This is a genomic window from Pragia fontium DSM 5563 = ATCC 49100, assembly GCF_900112475.1.
GTDB lineage: Bacteria > Pseudomonadota > Gammaproteobacteria > Enterobacterales > Enterobacteriaceae > Pragia > Pragia fontium.
On record NZ_FOLW01000007.1, the window covers coordinates 181,905 to 197,577 of the forward strand.

At 46.2% G+C, this 15,673-nt stretch carries 19 protein-coding genes; 3 read left to right on the top strand and 16 right to left on the bottom strand.

Features of this window, described 5'->3' with window-relative positions; genetic code table 11:
* The first annotated feature begins 208 nt into the window (after positions 1 to 208).
* Entirely contained in the window at positions 209 to 646 is a 438-nt protein-coding gene (locus BMZ28_RS11790; protein WP_074823426.1) for a DcrB-related protein, read from the top strand.
* Between the two features lie 194 nt (positions 647 to 840).
* On the opposite strand, the gene pepB is transcribed toward BMZ28_RS11790, so the two are convergent.
* From pepB to trmJ, 10 genes are all read right to left on the bottom strand, one after another.
* Positions 841 to 2,136: an aminopeptidase PepB gene (gene pepB, locus BMZ28_RS11795; RefSeq protein WP_074823429.1), complete on the bottom strand. Its 1,296-nt coding sequence runs from the start codon at positions 2,134 to 2,136 to the stop codon at positions 841 to 843.
* A 103-nt stretch (positions 2,137 to 2,239) separates the two neighbouring features.
* A complete protein-coding gene (iscX, locus tag BMZ28_RS11800) occupies positions 2,240 to 2,440 on the bottom strand; it encodes a Fe-S cluster assembly protein IscX (RefSeq protein WP_074823432.1) in 201 nt (66 codons plus the stop codon).
* Positions 2,441 to 2,461: 21 nt separating this feature from the next.
* On the bottom strand, positions 2,462 to 2,797 hold the full coding sequence (gene fdx, locus BMZ28_RS11805) for an ISC system 2Fe-2S type ferredoxin (RefSeq protein ID WP_047781715.1): 336 nt from the start codon (positions 2,795 to 2,797) through the stop codon (positions 2,462 to 2,464).
* A gap of 2 nt (positions 2,798 to 2,799) precedes the next feature.
* Positions 2,800 to 4,650, bottom strand: coding sequence for a Fe-S protein assembly chaperone HscA (gene hscA, locus BMZ28_RS11810; protein WP_074823435.1), 1,851 nt, complete (start codon positions 4,648 to 4,650; stop codon positions 2,800 to 2,802).
* A 12-nt stretch (positions 4,651 to 4,662) separates the two neighbouring features.
* Entirely contained in the window at positions 4,663 to 5,181 is a 519-nt protein-coding gene (gene hscB, locus BMZ28_RS11815) for a co-chaperone HscB (protein ID WP_074823437.1), read from the bottom strand.
* A gap of 126 nt (positions 5,182 to 5,307) precedes the next feature.
* Entirely contained in the window at positions 5,308 to 5,631 is a 324-nt protein-coding gene (gene iscA / locus BMZ28_RS11820; RefSeq protein ID WP_047781718.1) for an iron-sulfur cluster assembly protein IscA, read from the bottom strand.
* 25 nt (positions 5,632 to 5,656) lie between these two features.
* The gene (iscU, locus tag BMZ28_RS11825; RefSeq protein ID WP_047781719.1) at positions 5,657 to 6,043 is read right to left on the bottom strand and encodes a Fe-S cluster assembly scaffold IscU; all 387 of its coding nucleotides are present in this window, start codon (positions 6,041 to 6,043) and stop codon (positions 5,657 to 5,659) included.
* 54 nt (positions 6,044 to 6,097) lie between these two features.
* Complete coding sequence (locus BMZ28_RS11830) at positions 6,098 to 7,312, bottom strand: IscS subfamily cysteine desulfurase (protein ID WP_047781720.1); 1,215 nt, start codon at positions 7,310 to 7,312, stop codon at positions 6,098 to 6,100.
* Positions 7,313 to 7,359: 47 nt separating this feature from the next.
* Positions 7,360 to 7,863: a Fe-S cluster assembly transcriptional regulator IscR gene (iscR, locus tag BMZ28_RS11835; RefSeq protein ID WP_047781721.1), complete on the bottom strand. Its 504-nt coding sequence runs from the start codon at positions 7,861 to 7,863 to the stop codon at positions 7,360 to 7,362.
* A gap of 203 nt (positions 7,864 to 8,066) precedes the next feature.
* The gene (gene trmJ, locus BMZ28_RS11840) at positions 8,067 to 8,843 is read right to left on the bottom strand and encodes a tRNA (cytosine(32)/uridine(32)-2'-O)-methyltransferase TrmJ (RefSeq protein WP_074823440.1); all 777 of its coding nucleotides are present in this window, start codon (positions 8,841 to 8,843) and stop codon (positions 8,067 to 8,069) included.
* Between the two features lie 169 nt (positions 8,844 to 9,012).
* On the opposite strand from trmJ, the gene suhB reads away from it, so the two are divergent.
* Positions 9,013 to 9,816 carry an inositol-1-monophosphatase gene (gene suhB / locus BMZ28_RS11845; protein ID WP_074823443.1) on the top strand — a complete coding sequence of 268 codons (804 nt, stop codon included), beginning with the start codon at positions 9,013 to 9,015 and terminating at the stop codon, positions 9,814 to 9,816.
* Positions 9,817 to 9,952: 136 nt separating this feature from the next.
* Here the strand turns inward: suhB and BMZ28_RS11850 are convergent, their stop codons facing one another.
* The 5 genes from BMZ28_RS11850 to glyA all read right to left on the bottom strand — a co-directional run bounded on the left by BMZ28_RS11850 (position 9,953) and on the right by glyA (position 14,183).
* Positions 9,953 to 10,711, bottom strand: a complete 759-nt coding sequence (locus tag BMZ28_RS11850) for a glycerophosphodiester phosphodiesterase family protein (protein WP_074823445.1) — start codon at positions 10,709 to 10,711, stop codon at positions 9,953 to 9,955.
* 25 nt (positions 10,712 to 10,736) lie between these two features.
* A complete protein-coding gene (locus tag BMZ28_RS11855; RefSeq protein ID WP_248296103.1) occupies positions 10,737 to 11,735 on the bottom strand; it encodes a nickel/cobalt transporter in 999 nt (332 codons plus the stop codon).
* An 11-nt stretch (positions 11,736 to 11,746) separates the two neighbouring features.
* Positions 11,747 to 12,382: a DUF1007 family protein gene (locus BMZ28_RS11860; protein ID WP_074823452.1), complete on the bottom strand. Its 636-nt coding sequence runs from the start codon at positions 12,380 to 12,382 to the stop codon at positions 11,747 to 11,749.
* A gap of 20 nt (positions 12,383 to 12,402) precedes the next feature.
* Positions 12,403 to 12,777, bottom strand: a complete 375-nt coding sequence (locus BMZ28_RS11865; RefSeq protein WP_047781727.1) for a rhodanese-like domain-containing protein — start codon at positions 12,775 to 12,777, stop codon at positions 12,403 to 12,405.
* Positions 12,778 to 12,929: 152 nt separating this feature from the next.
* Positions 12,930 to 14,183, bottom strand: a complete 1,254-nt coding sequence (gene glyA / locus BMZ28_RS11870; RefSeq protein ID WP_074823456.1) for a serine hydroxymethyltransferase — start codon at positions 14,181 to 14,183, stop codon at positions 12,930 to 12,932.
* A gap of 364 nt (positions 14,184 to 14,547) precedes the next feature.
* Between glyA and BMZ28_RS11875 the strand changes: the two genes are divergently transcribed.
* Positions 14,548 to 15,087 (top strand): DUF2058 domain-containing protein, encoded by a 540-nt coding sequence (locus BMZ28_RS11875; protein WP_047781729.1) that lies wholly within the window; start codon positions 14,548 to 14,550, stop codon positions 15,085 to 15,087.
* 240 nt (positions 15,088 to 15,327) lie between these two features.
* Here BMZ28_RS11875 and glnB read toward each other — a convergent pair whose 3' ends face one another.
* On the bottom strand, positions 15,328 to 15,666 hold the full coding sequence (gene glnB, locus BMZ28_RS11880) for a nitrogen regulatory protein P-II (RefSeq protein WP_047781730.1): 339 nt from the start codon (positions 15,664 to 15,666) through the stop codon (positions 15,328 to 15,330).
* Positions 15,667 to 15,673: the final 7 nt, after the last annotated feature.

Genomic DNA, 15,673 nt, shown 5'->3' on the forward strand with positions numbered 1-15,673 from the left:
TAAGTAAATAAAAATAATCCATTATTAAAAATAAATAAACCAACAAGCTCGCTTACCCAGGGAATAACTTATTTTAATAAATTTCACTTTCACCCTTTATCACGTCATGTTAAAAAACAAATAAAAATCAATGGCTTTTATAAAAAACAGTTACTCACGGATGTCATTAAAGAAAAATTCATTCACGGAAAAATAAGGGAATAAATACATGGTAGATTATATTATTAATGAAGGTCAGTTTACTTTACCCAATAATATTATAGATAGAACGATCAATAACTTTATATTTCAAGACACCAATAATAATCAATTAAATTTTACTGTGTCACGCGATACGATGCAGATAAACGAAGAACTGAATAGTTTCCTCGATAAACAGATAAAGCTACTGCAAAATGCAATAGCACAATACCAAGTATTAGAGCAGAAAGACGTCACAATAGGCGCTGATATCAAAGCAATAGCCCTTTACAGCACCTGGAAAGATAGTCAGCGCAACCAAAATATTTACCAACGACAAGCGGTATTTGCTGTCAATAATCAACAGCAGCTACTGGTTTTCGGATTAACCTCTCTTCAGCCATTTGATGAAGCTACCGATAAATTATGGCAACAGTGGTTAACAAGCTACCAACCAGCAAGATAAAATAGTACAGAGAAATGAGTGGGTTAAAAAATGGTCTTTTTCAGGGAGAGTCAGGTAAAGTTGCCAGAAATATCCCAGCCGATATTGCAATCTTCGTTTACCACTTCCAGCCCATATGATAAGCAATAATAAAAAATAAAGCGGATAACCCGATCATAGGGTAATCCGCTTAGTTTTAAATATATAACATCGAATTACCGGGAATGATTCAACAATAGATTAGCTACCGCCCGTACTCCTAACCCCGTTGCTCCAGCCGACCATTGCTCAACCGCACCTTTGCGATAGGTTGCTGAACAGTCAATGTGTAACCACCCTTTCTGGTAGTTGTTAACAAAGTGAGACAAGAAAGCTGCCGCAGTGCTGGCACCCGCGGTATATGCCGCACCCGCCATATTATTGAGTTCAGCGAAATTAGAAGGCAATTGACTGCGGTGAAACTCTGCCAACGGTAAACGCCAGAATGGCTCATTTTCATTACCTGCACAGGCCAGCATTTCATCAGCTAATTGATCGTCAAAGCTAAACAGTGCGTGATAGTCATTGCCCAGCGCCATTTTAGCCGCCCCAGTCAATGTTGCGCAGTCGATGATCATTTGTGGGTTTTGCGCTTCAGCATCAATCAAGCCATCCGCTAACACCAACCGCCCTTCTGCATCGGTATTCATCACTTCTACGGTTTTACCGTTGCGATAACGAATAATATCACCTAGCTTAAAGGCATTACCGCTCACCAGGTTATCGGCACAGCATAAGAACAGTTTTACCCGCTGTTTTAAACCACGGCTAATCGCTAATGCCAGCGCACCGGCGATGGTTGCCGCGCCGCCCATATCGGACTTCATAGAGTCCATAAATGCACTTTGCTTCATACTGTAACCACCGGAGTCAAAGGTAATACCTTTGCCGACCAGACTGGCGAATACTGGCGCATCAGGATTGCCGGTTGGGTTATAGTCCAGCGTCAACAATGCCGGTTCACGCTCCGAGCCACGACCAACGGTATAAAGCCCCATATAGCCCTGCTCACGCAGTGTTTCACCTTTTATGATGCGATAGCTAACCGTGTCGCACGACAAGCTACAGAATAGATCCACCGTACGCTTAACCAATTGCTCTGGCCCCAGCTCTTCCGCTGGCATATTAATGGTGTCACGAACCCAGTCGATAATCTGTAAGCGGCGTTCTAACTCCTGTTGGTCGGCCTGTTCCAGTGCGGCCCACTCAACCTTCCGCTCACCTTTAGGTCCGCGAAACCCTTGCCAGAAACTCCAACTGCGTTCTAAATCCCAACCTTCACCAGCCAACTTAACATTTTTAATCCCCTGACCATCGATCTTGCGGCCAGCGCGCTGAATAGCACCCAGTTTGCCGTTACCGGTCAGGTGAATCGTCATGCCATCATTGGCAGTACTCAACAAGGCTTTCTCACCCCAAACCGCATCGGCAGGTTCATGGGACAGATATACTCGCATAAATTGATTAGTCATGATTATTGCTCCCGCTATTTTTATATTTATACCCCAACTCACTCAATTTTCAGGTATAAAACAATAAAGCAGGGCCGCCCAACGGCGGCCCTGCTAAACAACATTATTCGGCTTCATCCAGCCAGACTAACAGAATGGCTTCCAGAATTTTCTCATTAGAGCCATTCGGATCGTCATCAAACTCTTCAAGTTCGCAAACCCAACGATGTAAGTCGGTAAAACGCACGGTTTTAGGATCCAGATCGGGAAATTGATCGTACAAGGCTTCACCAATTTCACGGCTGTCTTTCCAGGTTAAACTCATACAATGCCCCTGTTATTTGAATTAATGCTCGCGCGCATGGTTAACCGTATAGCGAGGTAGTTCAACCACCAGATCTTCATCGGTCACTTTAGCCTGACAGCTTAAACGACTTTCCGGCTCCAGCCCCCAGGCTTTATCCAGCATGTCATCTTCTAATTCACTGCTTTCTTCGAGGGAATCAAAACCTTCGCGCACAACGCAATGGCAGGTGGTGCAAGCACAGGACATTTCACAGGCGTGCTCCACTTCAATACCGTTACGTAATGCGACATCCAGTATGGTTTCACCTTCTTTTGCTTCAACAACCGCACCATCCGGACACAAATCCTGGTGGGGCAGGAAAACTATCTTAGGCATGCTTAAACCTCATCTACAGAATGACCCGCCAAAGCGCTGCGTATAGAGGAATCCATACGGCGGGCGGCAAAATCTTGCGTGGCAGAATCGACATTTTTAATCGCAGCTTCAATGGCCGAAGCATCGTTGCCTTGCGCGGACGTTTCCAGTTGACTGACGACACGATTAATCTCTGCCAGTTCAGCTCCACTTAATAAATCGCTGTCGCTGCTTAACGCAGCCTTCAGGCTCTCCAATACGCGTGCGGCTTCAACCTTCTGCTCAGCCAACATACGAGCGCTGATATCCTGTTGCGCATTCGCCATGGAGTCTTTAATCATGGTGGCAATTTCATCATCACTCAGGCCATAAGACGGTTTCACCTGTATGGATGCCTGTACGTTGGTGGATTTTTCCATCGCCGTGACGCTGAGTAAGCCATCTGCATCCACCTGATAGGTAATGCGAATATGTGCGCCACCAGCTGGCATCGGCGGCAGACCGCGTAAAGTAAAACGAGCCAAAGAGCGGCAATCATCCACCAGCTCACGCTCGCCCTGCAATACGTGCACCATCATGGCGGTCTGACCATCTTTAAAAGTGGTAAATTCTTGTGCTCTGGCTACCGGTATGGTGGTGTTTCGCGGAATAATTTTTTCCACTAACCCGCCCATAGTTTCAATCCCCAGCGAAAGCGGAATAACATCAAGCAGCAGAAGATCTGAATCGGGCTTATTGCCCACCAGCACATCAGCTTGAATAGCGGCACCAATGGCCACAACGCGGTCAGGGTCAATACTGGTTAACGGCGTACGGCCAAAAAACTCACCGACCATAGTACGCACTAGCGGGACACGAGTCGATCCCCCAACCATGACCACTTCCAGCACTTCATCTGCCGTAACACCGGCATCTTTCAGGGCGCGACGACAGGCAAGCAGCGTCTTTTTCACCAGAGAAGCAATCAAACTGTCGAACTGTTCACGGCTGACCGTTCCCTGCCAGCCATCAACGCTCACCTGGGTGCTATCGCTCATACTGAGGGCAATTTTCGCGGCAATCGCGGCATCAAGCAGCTTGCGCTGTAATTGATGGTCGTGATGAGCACCGAATCCGGCCTGCTCACGTAACCAGTCGGCCAACAGATGGTCGAAATCATCACCACCAAGCGCTGAATCACCGCCGGTAGCCAGAACTTCAAACACACCGCGGCTCAAACGTAAAATAGAAATATCAAAGGTACCGCCGCCCAGATCATAAACGGCAATAATGCCTTCCTGACCTGAATCCAAACCGTAGGCAATCGCGGCGGCTGTCGGTTCGTTCAGCAGACGTAATACATGCAAACCGGCAAGGCGAGCGGCATCTTTTGTTCCCTGACGCTGGGCATCATCAAAATAGGCGGGAACGGTAATCACCACCCCTTCCAAGTCACCACTCAGGGTCTCCTGAGCTCGCTTAGCCAGAGCAGAAAGAATTTCGGCTGAAACCTGAACCGGATTCACCACGCCAACGCGGGTCGTGATGGTCGGTAAACCATTCTCGCTAGGGCTGAGCTGATAAGGCAAATTAGGGTAACGCTGAATGATGTCGTCTAAAGAGCGCCCCATCATCCGTTTGACCGAACTCAAGGTATTTGCAGGATCAACGGCGGCCTGAGCTCGCGCGTTCCAACCCACATCGATACCATCTGTCTGATAGTGAACCACGGAAGGAAGTAAATGGCGCCCCTGTTCATCAGGTAACGTTTCGGCCTGTCCACTGCGAACTGTTGCGACCAAAGAGTTAGTGGTTCCCAGATCGATACCCGCAGCCAGCCGACGCTGATGCGGTGCCGCAGTCATCCCCGGTTCACTAATTTGTAATAAAGCCATGTTCAGTTTCCGTCAAGCGTCGAGCAGCTTTTCTTCCAGCTGTTCGATCTGCTGTTGAAGCTTATCCAGAAAGCGCAGTTTACGGACTGTATCAGCCGCTGTCTGCCAGTTCTGGCTATCTAATTGTTGAATTAACTGCTCACTGCGCTGCCGGGTCATTTTTTCTACTCGTTGGCTAAAGGCAGACAGTACAGATTCCGCGTCAGGCTTGCGCTCGATAGCGTCCAACTCCTCACGCAGTTCCAGCTGTTCCATCAAAAAAGCAGTATCGCGCATGGTTTGTTGTTCATTACGCACATCGATGTCATGCAACGACAGCAGGTATTCTGCACGACGCAGAGGATCTTTCAATGTTTGATATGCGTCGTTAATCGTTGCTGCCTGCTGTACTGATTTAAGGCGCTCGCTTTCCGCGGCGGTGGCATAACGATCCGGATGGTACTGACGCTGTAATTCCTGATAACGGGAGGAGAGTGTTGAGGTATCCACATTAAAGTGGACTGGCAGGTTAAATAGTGTGAAATAGTCCATGACGTGCTCTGGTGATAATCGTTAGGCGAAAGCTCCCTTACCAACATCATAAGCAAGGGAGCGTTTATGCAAAGTCAAAGTTTCGAATGCTGTATCTAAATGATAAAAATCAGGCTACGAAAGCGACTAGACGTTAAAACTTTCGCCACAACCACATTCACTGGAAACATTCGGGTTATTAAACTTAAACCCTTCGTTCAGACCTTCTTTAACAAAATCCAGTTCGGTGCCGTCTAAATAAACCAGACTTTTGGCATCAACGATAACCTTTACGCCTTTGTCTTCAAACACGGTATCTTCATCGTGCAGGTCGTCGACAAACTCAAGAACGTACGCCATTCCAGAGCATCCTGACGTTCTTACTCCCAGACGCAGGCCTAAACCTTTACCCCGGTTGGTTAAAAAAGTCTGAACACGCTTCGCAGCACTATCGCTCATGGTAATCGCCATAACCAAACCTCAATCGTTTTATTTCTTATTTGCCGCTATGTTTACTTTTGTAATCCGCAATAGCAGCTTTAATCGCATCTTCGGCCAGAATAGAGCAGTGAATCTTAACCGGCGGTAGCGCCAGTTCTTCTGCAATTTCAGTATTTTTAATCGCTTCAGCCTGATCTAAAGACTTACCTTTAACCCACTCGGTCACCAGTGAACTGGATGCAATAGCCGAGCCGCAACCGTAAGTTTTAAAACGGGCGTCTTCAATAATACCTTGATCGTTGACTTTTATCTGCAACTTCATCACATCGCCACACGCTGGTGCACCCACCATACCGCTGCCAATGCTTGGGTCTTCATTATCAAACGACCCGACATTACGAGGATTCTCATAATGTTCAATAACTTTTTCGCTGTAAGCCATGATATTACTCCTGCTTGTCACTGCGCCATCAAATATGGCGCAATATCAAATCAATTAATGATGAGACCACTCAATGGTGCTGATATCCACACCCTGCTTATACATATCCCACAGAGGAGATAATTCACGCAGTCGACCAATCGATTTACGAACCAAATCGATGGTGTAGTCAATTTCCTCTTCGGTAGTAAAACGACCCAGAGAGAAACGAATCGAGCTATGCGCCAATTCATCACTCATGCCCAGAGCACGTAATACATAAGAAGGTTCAAGACTTGCAGAAGTACAGGCTGAACCTGAAGAAACAGCCAAGTCTTTCAGTGCCATCATTAAAGATTCACCTTCAACATAGTTAAAACTAATGTTGAGAATGCTGGCAACGCCCTGCTCCAGACAGCCATTCAGATGAACTTCTTCGATATCTTTTAGACCATTCCACAGGCGATCCCGCAATGCCCGAATACGAGTCATTTCAGAATTCATCTCTTCTTTGGCAATACGATAGGCTTCACCCATACCGGCGATTTGGTGCACTGGCAAAGTGCCTGAACGCATACCGCGCTCATGACCACCACCGTGCATTTGAGCTTCAATTCTGATACGAGGTTTACGGCGAACGTACAGTGCACCGATACCTTTCGGTCCATAAATTTTATGGCCGGAGAAAGACATTAAATCCACTTTAAGCTGCGACAAATCAATCGGCAGTTTACCAACGCTTTGAGTGGCATCGACGTGGAAAATAATACCGCGGCTACGGCACATTTCACCAATGGTAGCAATATCCTGTACCACGCCAATTTCGTTATTCACATGCATGATAGAAACCACACAGGTATCATCACGCATGGCGGCTTCAAGCTCGCCTAAATCAATAATGCCGTTAGATTGCGGTGACAGATAAGTGACTTCGTAGCCTTCGCGCTCTAACTGACGACAGGTATCCAGCACCGCTTTATGCTCGGTCTTGCTGGTAATAATGTGCTTGCCTTTCTTTTGGTAAAAGTTAGCGGCACCTTTAATCGCCAAGTTATCCGCTTCTGTTGCGCCAGAAGTAAAGACGATCTCACGTGGATCGGCACCGACTAATTCAGCAATCTGGTTACGGGCAATATCAACCGCTTCTTCCGCCTGCCACCCAAAACGGTGCGAACGAGAGGCCGGGTTACCGAAAATGCCATCGGAGGTTAAATACTGCATCATTTTCTCAGCCACACGCGGATCGACCGGTGTTGTTGCTGAATAGTCCAGATAGATAGGTAATTTCATGCTTTGCTCCGTACACCACTTCTAAAAAATGCAATCATCACTGCGGATTACGCGCGCAGATTGATCTTTTTTGCCTCATCGAACATGCGATGAGTATTGGTAACCGTACCTTGAGTCTCGTTATTTTGACGGTCGGCTACTTCGAGTATGTCTTGATTTTTCACCAGCTCAGCCAGCGTGATTTCATTGAGAAAACTGCTGATTCTTTCGCTAAGATCGTGCCATAAAGTGTGAGTCAAACAACGGGTTCCGCCTTGGCATCCACCACTCCCCATACAACGGGTCGCATCGACTGATTCATCGACAGCACTGATCACTGAACCCACCGCAATATCACCGGCATCCTTACCCAACAGATATCCGCCGCCGGGGCCACGAACGCTGCTGACTAAACCATTCTTGCGCAAACGGGAAAATAGTTGCTCAAGATAAGACAAAGAAATCCCCTGACGTTCTGAAATATCAGCTAAGGGAACCGGTCCTTCTTGTGAATGCAAAGCCACGTCCAACATGGCGGTTACCGCATAACGACCTTTAGATGTCAGTCTCATTGTTAATGCCTATCTATTTACTGAAGATGCAGATAGTTTGGCATTCCCAACTATTTCAGTCAACTATTTAGTTGAGTAATTTAGTCAAGTATTATTCTGCTCGCTAAAACGACGGAAAAACGACGATTAGCCTAATACCATCAACGCTGAGGCGCGACTATTGTCGCGCGAATTGTAACAATTGAAAAGGCGTTAATAGAGGATTATTTATCCCTATTTCTTATATCGGGATTTTCTATAGCGCTTAAAATGCCCCGCAGAATATTTAATTCCTGACTTTCCGGGCGAGCGCGGTTAATTAAGCGGCGTAGCTTATTCATAACCTGCCCTGGATGAGCTGCGCGGATAAAGCCAATATTGAGCAATACCGTTTGCAGATGCTGATAAAAACGCTCCAGATCTTCCGCTAACGGATAAGCCTGCTCCGGCTCAGCAAGCTCCGGCACAGGTTGACTTTCTACCTGTCGGTCGAGCCACGCCACGCGGATTTCATAAGCCAGAATTTGTACCGCCATTGCCAGATTTAATGAACTGTAATCCGGATTAGCAGGAATCGCGACGTGATAGTGACACTTTTGCAGTTCATCATTGGTCAGGCCAACTCGCTCACGGCCAAATACTAATGCAACCGGCGCCTGCTGTGCTTCTTGCGTCATTTTCACGCCACACTCACGCGGCTCCAGCATCGGCCACTGTAGAGTACGGGAACGGGCGCTGGTACCAATCACCAGACGACATCCAACCAAAGCCTCATCGAGGGTATCAACAATAGAGGCATGACCAATAATGTCGCTGGCACCTGCTGCCAATGCGATCGCCTGCGAGTCTGGTTTCACCAGCGGATTGACCAAATACAAATTGGTCAGCCCCATGGTTTTCATGGCTCTGGCCGTCGATCCCATATTGCCGGTATGCGATGTTTCAACCAACACAATACGGACGTTATCTAACCCAACTTTCTCGGATATAAGCTCTGACATAGGAACAAAATTCTGTGTGCTAAAAATTGTAGGTCAGAATGGTAACACAGCCAAAGAGAGAGTGTCGCAAAGGTTTATTATTTCTTCGTAGCTATCACAACCGATTATCTGGTATACTGCGCCCCGCTTTATATTTCTCTCGTTCTTTAACATTTAGTGGAAGATACTCATGCATCCTATGCTGAACATCGCCGTACGCGCTGCGCGTAAGGCTGGCAATCTGATCGCCAAGTTTTATGAAACACCTGACGCCGTTGAAGCAAGCCAAAAAGGCGATAACGATTTTGTGACTAACGTCGATCGTGAAGCTGAACATTTAATTATTGATGTGATCCGCAAGGCATATCCTCAACACACCATCATCAGCGAAGAACGCGGTGAAGTTGTCGGGGAAGACCAAGATGTACAATGGGTTATCGATCCACTAGATGGCACCACCAACTTCCTAAAACGTTTTCCTCACTTCAGTGTCTCTATTGCTGTACGCATCAAAGGCCGTACTGAAGTTGCTGTGGTTTACGATCCAATGCGCAATGAACTGTTTACCGCGACCCGTGGTCAAGGTGCACAGTTAAATGGCTATCGCTTGCGCGGCACCAATGCCAAAGATCTGTCAGGCACCATTCTGGCTACAGGTTTCCCATTCAAGCTTAAGCAACACTCGACGACCTATATCAATCTGGTCGGTAAACTGTTTACCCAGTGCGCCGATTTCCGTCGTACCGGTTCTGCCGCATTGGATTTAGCCTATGTTGCAGCTGGCCGCGTTGATGGCTTCTTTGAGATTGGCCTGAAGCCGTGGGATTTTGCTGCCGGTGAACTACTGGTGCGTGAATCAGGTGGTATCGTTACCGATTTCGTCGGTGGTCATAACTCATACGTTTCCGGCAACATTGTTGCAGGTAACCCACGAGTAGTGAAAGCGCTGCTGTCAACGATTCGTGATGACTTAAGTGATGCGTTAAAACGTTAATCTTAATACTATCGGGTAATATAATTGATATATTACCCGATAGAAATCAAGCTGCTGGCAATATCCTTCCCCGTTAGACACGTTTTTTAGCCGCTCTCCGTGCGTAATTTTTCCTCTGAAATATCAACCAGACAAATTATTTTGCCCCACCTTTACCAACCATCCGCCGCCCTTTGGGAAAACTCTGAGCCACATCAGTAAAGATCCCATCAACGCCCCAGTTAAATAGCTGGTTGGCCCGATCTTTGGCATTCACCGTCCAAACGTTAACTTTATAGCCGTGCGCTTTAAACATCTGCACCTGTTCACGGGTTAAGCCCTGATTCTGCGGGTGGATAAATTCAGCACCTACCCACTGCATAATCACATGCCAGTCATCGTTTAAGGTATGGGTTTCAAACAGACAGGCTACCCGTGCTTGTGGCCGAATCTTTTTAAACTCCGCTAATAACATCGGGTTAAAGCTGGAAATAATATATTCAACCTGACTATCTAACCCTTCCAGAGCCTTATCCAAACCAGATAGAAGGTCGCGGGCTGCATCGGCGTTTGAATCGCAGGACTTAATCTCAATATTGGCGTTCAAACGATATTGATTCATCAGATCAATCAGTTGGTCCAACGTAGGAATTCGCTCACCAATAAATTCATCGCTGAACCAACTACCGGCATCGATGGAATCCAACGCTTGTCGCTTAAGTTCAAACAATGAACCCGAGCGATCGGTACAACGATCCAAGGTTGAATCATGAGAAACCACGATGGTGCCGTCATGCAGGATATCAATATCACACTCAAACCAGTGAACCTGATGATCGACGCATAATTTAAAGGCCGATAGCGTATTTTCCGGTGCTAAGGATGACATGCCCCGATGGGCATAAAGAGTTTTCATCGAGTATTCCTAAGGTTACAGCAGATTACCCCGCCATAAAGCGTAATCCGCCAGAAGCGGCCGGTGTCGCAGCATAGTAGAGAATCAGACCAAATAGAATCAACAGCGCGCCCCCCACTAACGAAAGGGAAGATAATCCTACTCTACTCCAAATAGGATAATTAGCCGCTGAAATCAGCTTTTCTGCCAGTCGTCTGGCAGAGAGCACAAACAGAGCCAACAGCGATATTGTGGTCGCAGTTCCCAATGCCATCACCATCGCAGCAACCATACCCCAGCTATAGATATCGATGACTTTAGAAAACAATAACACCAGTATTGCTCCAGAACAGGGACGTATACCGATAGAAACAATAATCGCCAGATTGGTTTTCCAACTACCGGAAGCGGAAAGTTCACTGTCCGTCGGTAAATGCCGATGACCACAGCCACAGCTGTCGCTATGAACATGATCGGCTGGCAACGGCATTAACGACTTAATCTGTATTGTGGGCCTTTTCCGACTGGTTTTGACTATCGTCAGCAGTTTTCTAACTGCTCGATAACATAAGATGATGCCGACCAGCACAATCAGCAGATAGCTTCCCTTCTCCATCCAAAAGCTACTCTGGTGTATTGAACGAGTCGAAAGCTGAAACACGGATAACACTGAACTGACCAACAAAATAGCCACCAGCCCTTGTACCAACGATGCCGCCAGCGTCAGCATCAGGCTAGCTCTCACCTTCAGAGGATGCGTTGCCAAATAAGCCGCAATAATCACTTTTCCGTGTCCCGGACCGGCAGAATGCAACACGCCATAAATAAAGCTGAATAACATCAACATACCGCCACTTTCCAACGGATGTTGTTTGACCTGCTGTAATAAATTAACCAGTTGCTGATGCAACTCTTTTTGCCAAACGGAGCTTTGCAGCAGGAAGTCAGGCCATTTGACATAAACCACTGCGGCAATCAGTAGTAAAACCACAACGCTGAGATAGAAAGGCCAAAAATAGCGCCACCCGCGTTTTTCCGACTGCATAAATGACCCCATTACTGGCATGTTAACGTTATAGTTTGCGCAAACTTGCTGCCTAACATCATATCCTCACCCGGTGAGTTGTTCTTATCTAACGAACGCGCATAGTCCAGCAGAGATGAGCTGGGTTTAGGGGTATTTAACTTGATGCTGCATATTTCAGCCACATTGGTTGGCAAATGAATTGATTTCTCGGAAGGGTAACGCATATCGACATAGTAACTTTGTTCATAGGTTGAAATGACAACCGCGTTTTTTGCCAGCGGAATGGGCTTAGCCATCGGTAATACAAAGGTAAGCACCGCTTTATTACCGTGCCGATGCAGAGAATAATTGTTAGTCTTTTCAGCAAATTCAACCAACCTACCGTTGGCGCGAACTTCAGTGAAATAGAGCTGATTACGCGTGTTCTCTATCAGTTCGTCCGCCATACTTTGCCAAACATTGGGATTGTCCTTTGCCATCGAAGCATCCAGCAGTAATTCAGCCGAGGTTAGCTCATCCATTTCCCAGATCATTTTAATGCCTGTCAGCGACTTATTTTCAATCACCAGACTGGCATCCAGATCGATAAAACTATGCGGATGTGCCCCGGCCAATGGACTTATCAGGCACATAACAATCAATATTGTTCGGCAGATTAACGTCATGATAATTCGGTTGCTAGAAATTATTTTTTAACTAATGGAAAATTAGCTTCGTTCCAGGAACGGTATCCACCATCCATGGAAAGCACAGCGGTATAACCCATTTTCTGAATGCTTTCCGCCGCCAACGCTGAGCGATAGCCACCACCACAGTATAATACCATCGGCGTTTTTTTATCCGGGACATGGGTTTCAATATCTCTTTCCAGAACACCCCGACCTATGTGCTTCGCCTCTGGCAGGTGATCTTTGGCAAACTCACTCTCTTCACGCACATCAATGACTAATGGAATGGAACCATTATCCATCATCTCTTTAACCTGTTGGATACTGACTTCATGAACATTCTTGCGGGCTGCTTCACACAGTTGTTCGAAGCCTGGATTATGTTTCTTCACACTATCCTCCTATTTGGATGTATCTGAATGGTGAATCGCCTCAACATAATTAAACGAAGGGAAATTCGCAACCTAAAGCATATAGGCCATACCATAATATGCAATAAACCACCGTACCAGACGGTGGTTTATTGTTAACAACAACTGAAAAACTACGCGTAAACCGGATAGCGCTTACAAATATCCAGTACTTTCGCTTTCACACCAGCGATCGTCGCTTCATCGTTGATGTTATCCAGCACATCACAAATCCAGCCTGCCAGTTCGCGAACTTCGGCTTCTTTAAAGCCACGGCGGGTAACTGCTGGAGTACCAATACGTACGCCGGAAGTAACAAACGGGCTTCTCGGGTCGTTTGGTACGCTGTTTTTGTTCACGGTAATGTTCGCACGACCCAGTGCAGCATCCGCATCTTTACCGGTAATATCTTTATCAACCAGATCCAATAGCATCAGGTGGTTGTCAGTGCCGCCGGAAACGATCTTATAACCGCGAGATTTAAAGACTTCTACCATGGCTTTAGCATTCTTAGCAACCTGCTGCTGGTAGGATTTAAACTCAGGCTCCATCGCCTCTTTTAACGCTACGGCTTTTGCTGCAATCACGTGCATTAACGGACCGCCCTGACCACCAGGGAATACCGCTGAGTTCAGCTTCTTATACAGCTCTTCATCACCACCGCTTGCCAAAATCAAACCACCGCGAGGGCCAGCCAGAGTTTTATGAGTGGTTGTCGTCACGACGTGAGCATGAGGAACCGGGTTAGGATAAACGCCAGCAGCGATTAAACCAGCAACGTGGGCCATATCAACAAAGAAATACGCACCGATACGATCGGCAATCTCACGCATTTTAGCCCAGTCAACGATGCCAGAATAGGCGGAGAAACCACCGATAATCATTTTTGGTTTATGGGTTTCAGCCTGACGGGCTAAATCTTCATAATCAATTTGGCCGCTTTCATCAATACCGTAAGGCACGATGTTGTATAACTTACCGGAGAAGTTTACTGGAGAGCCATGAGTCAAGTGACCACCGTGAGCCAGATTCATTCCCAGTACAGTATCGCCCGGATTTAATAACGCCATATAAACGGCAGAGTTGGCCTGAGAACCTGAATGAGGTTGTACGTTGGCATAATCGGCGCCAAACAACGCTTTAGCACGGTCAATGGCTAGCTGCTCAACAATATCGACATACTCACAGCCGCCATAATAACGCTTACCCGGATACCCTTCTGCATACTTATTAGTTAATTGGGTACCTTGAGCCTGCATTACACGTGGACTGGTATAGTTCTCTGATGCAATCAACTCAATATGCTCTTCCTGACGAACATCTTCTTTTTGTATGGCCTGCCACAGTTCGGCATCATAATCGGCAATGTTCATGTCTCGCTTTAACATCTGCATCTCCTGAAATAAGCTAATCAACTGGTATAAGGTGAAACTCAATACAACGTGACCTCAGTGTAATATGTTTTCATCTTGTTAAATAGACCCAAATAAAGGTTTTTACGCAAACGTTTGCTATTTGTTATAAAAAGATGAAATAGGCATTTTACCTTTATAACACCGCCAGAAATTCTGGCGGTGTTATAAAAATATCCGTTGATAACTTGATGCTACTATTTGTGTCCGGTCAATAAATGCCGCATGACTTAGGTAGCTCCTAAACTCAAACCACACCGTGATAAGTCCTGCAATCTGGTACAGCCTCAAAAATTACAGGTATAATCCCACAAATTATTCAACTGGTTTAGAAACGAAGATGACAAAACTCACCTTACAAGAGCAGATGCTAAAAGCTGGATTAGTAACCAACAAAAAAATGGCCAAAGTGCAAAGAACGGCTAAAAAATCACGAGTTCAAGCCCGTGAGGCAAGAGAAGCTGTGGAAGAAAATAAAAAAGCACAGCTTGAGCGTGATAAACAGCTAAGCGAACAACAAAAACAAGAGGCTTTATCTAAAGAATATAAAGCTCAGGTGAAACAGCTGATTGAAATGAACAGAATCGACATTTCAAAAGGCGATATTGGTTTTAACTTCACAGATAATAATGTAATTAAAAAAATAACTGTGGATAAGATTACTCAAGCTCAGCTGATTAGTGGTCGTCTCGCCATTGCACGTTTAGTTATTGATAATAGTAGCGAGAGTACATACGCCATTATCCCCGCGAGCGTAGCGGATAAAATTGCGCAGCGAGATGCGAACAGTATTGTATTAAATAGTGCGCTTAGTCAGGAAGAACAGGATGAAGAAGATCCGTATGCCGATTTTCAAGTGCCTGATGATTTGATGTGGTAATGGTGATTATGTATAGAAAGCCCCTTGGGGGCTTTTTGTCCGTATCCCTGTAAAACGTACTATCCCCTTTTAGAGTTCATCCAACATACAGATGTTTGCTGATTTGAGCCTGGAGTACCGAGCGCTGAAAGAGGCCATCGAAAAAGCGTTAAAACCAGAGATAAAGAAAGCGTAGAAGAAAAGGTAAATATCATCTATTCCGGAGGTATGCCAATACCCCCGGAATATCAACAAAAGAACCTAAATCGCCCCTTCGTCTTGCTCACCGGTACGAATACGCACTACTCTTGCCACATCAAAGACAAAAATCTTACCGTCACCGATCTTGCCGGTTTGGGCGGTATTCATGATCGTTTCTACGCAGGTATCCACAATATCATCCGCTACCACGATCTCGATTTTCACCTTTGGCAGGAAGTCGACCATATACTCTGCACCGCGATACAGTTCGGTATGGCCTTTCTGACGGCCAAAACCTTTGACTTCAGTCACCGTCATGCCGGTAATACCGACTTCGGCTAACGCTTCACGGACATCATCCAGTTTAAACGGCTTAATGATCGCATCAATTTTTTTCATAAACGTT

Bases quoted from the DNA above. Each gene is read 5' to 3' on its own strand.
- iscR (WP_047781721.1), bottom strand. From the start codon at position 7,863: ATGAGACTGACATCTAAAGGTCGTTATGCGGTAACCGCCATGTTGGAC.
- BMZ28_RS11790 (WP_074823426.1), top strand. From the start codon at position 209: ATGGTAGATTATATTATTAATGAAGGTCAGTTTACTTTACCCAATAAT.
- BMZ28_RS11830 (WP_047781720.1), bottom strand. From the start codon at position 7,312: ATGAAATTACCTATCTATCTGGACTATTCAGCAACAACACCGGTCGAT.
- glyA (WP_074823456.1), bottom strand. From the start codon at position 14,183: ATGTTAAAGCGAGACATGAACATTGCCGATTATGATGCCGAACTGTGG.
- BMZ28_RS11855 (WP_248296103.1), bottom strand. From the start codon at position 11,735: ATGCAGTCGGAAAAACGCGGGTGGCGCTATTTTTGGCCTTTCTATCTC.
- iscX (WP_074823432.1), bottom strand. From the start codon at position 2,440: ATGAGTTTAACCTGGAAAGACAGCCGTGAAATTGGTGAAGCCTTGTAC.
- hscB (WP_074823437.1), bottom strand. From the start codon at position 5,181: ATGGACTATTTCACACTATTTAACCTGCCAGTCCACTTTAATGTGGAT.
- hscA (WP_074823435.1), bottom strand. From the start codon at position 4,650: ATGGCTTTATTACAAATTAGTGAACCGGGGATGACTGCGGCACCGCAT.
- iscU (WP_047781719.1), bottom strand. From the start codon at position 6,043: ATGGCTTACAGCGAAAAAGTTATTGAACATTATGAGAATCCTCGTAAT.
- BMZ28_RS11850 (WP_074823445.1), bottom strand. From the start codon at position 10,711: ATGAAAACTCTTTATGCCCATCGGGGCATGTCATCCTTAGCACCGGAA.
- fdx (WP_047781715.1), bottom strand. From the start codon at position 2,797: ATGCCTAAGATAGTTTTCCTGCCCCACCAGGATTTGTGTCCGGATGGT.
- suhB (WP_074823443.1), top strand. From the start codon at position 9,013: ATGCATCCTATGCTGAACATCGCCGTACGCGCTGCGCGTAAGGCTGGC.
- BMZ28_RS11860 (WP_074823452.1), bottom strand. From the start codon at position 12,382: ATGACGTTAATCTGCCGAACAATATTGATTGTTATGTGCCTGATAAGT.
- glnB (WP_047781730.1), bottom strand. From the start codon at position 15,666: ATGAAAAAAATTGATGCGATCATTAAGCCGTTTAAACTGGATGATGTC.
- BMZ28_RS11875 (WP_047781729.1), top strand. From the start codon at position 14,548: ATGACAAAACTCACCTTACAAGAGCAGATGCTAAAAGCTGGATTAGTA.
- iscA (WP_047781718.1), bottom strand. From the start codon at position 5,631: ATGGCGATTACCATGAGCGATAGTGCTGCGAAGCGTGTTCAGACTTTT.
- pepB (WP_074823429.1), bottom strand. From the start codon at position 2,136: ATGACTAATCAATTTATGCGAGTATATCTGTCCCATGAACCTGCCGAT.
- trmJ (WP_074823440.1), bottom strand. From the start codon at position 8,843: ATGTCAGAGCTTATATCCGAGAAAGTTGGGTTAGATAACGTCCGTATT.